Below are 596 nucleotides of genomic sequence, written 5' to 3'. Positions count from 1 at the left end.
GATACGACATTACAGGTTTGTAACGAGAAAAAAGCAATAGCCAATTACTATAAATATGGTAGCGGGAATGATAACTATGGAATATATTACAAAATTGGTTCTTTAGAAGGCTATGATATAAATCTATTTTTACAATTAAAGAATAATTTATATTTTGGTGTTACTGCTTCAATAAATGGAAAGCAAACTAGATATCCATATAAAATTGATTATTTAGCTAAGAAAATAGCCGTATTGGATATAAGCATGAAAGATAGTGGTGAAAAATGGTACTTAGGAGGTAACAAGTTTCCAAGTATCCCACTGAATTTTAGAGATGTTAGTAGTGTATGCAATATTGTTGACAAAAGTTCCAGAGATAATTGGATTGAACAAACCACCAATGAGATTGTGTCTTTTATTGAAAATGTCAAAAGCTTAGGGCTTATTGATGTTCAGTCGGCTACACATACATCCCACAACACCGCTTAAATTTCTCACCAGATCCGCAAATACACGGTTGCTTTTGCGTTACCGTCATCGCAACCGTCGGATCTAAAAAGTACCAACGCGCATCGTCACTATTTTTGTCTTTTACCTTCACAAAGGTAGACAGC

2 protein-coding genes are annotated in these 596 nt (G+C 34.2%); one reads left to right on the top strand and one right to left on the bottom strand.

Annotation, left to right across the window (positions count from 1 at the left end; all coding sequences use genetic code 11):
* On the top strand, positions 1-471 hold a 471-nt coding region (locus ACS8FC_RS19180), incomplete at its 5' end, for a hypothetical protein (protein ID WP_439297959.1).
* Here the strand turns inward: ACS8FC_RS19180 and ACS8FC_RS19175 are convergent.
* Positions 443-596, bottom strand: a 154-nt coding sequence (locus ACS8FC_RS19175; RefSeq protein ID WP_439297960.1) for an SEC-C metal-binding domain-containing protein, incomplete at its 5' end; no start/stop codon positions are given. The genes ACS8FC_RS19180 and ACS8FC_RS19175 overlap by 29 nt on opposite strands.

It is taken from the genome of Psychrobacter sp. 1Y4 (genome assembly GCF_051847555.1).
Note: the sequence above shows the minus strand (reverse complement) of the source record. Positions and strands in the feature narration are given on the sequence as shown.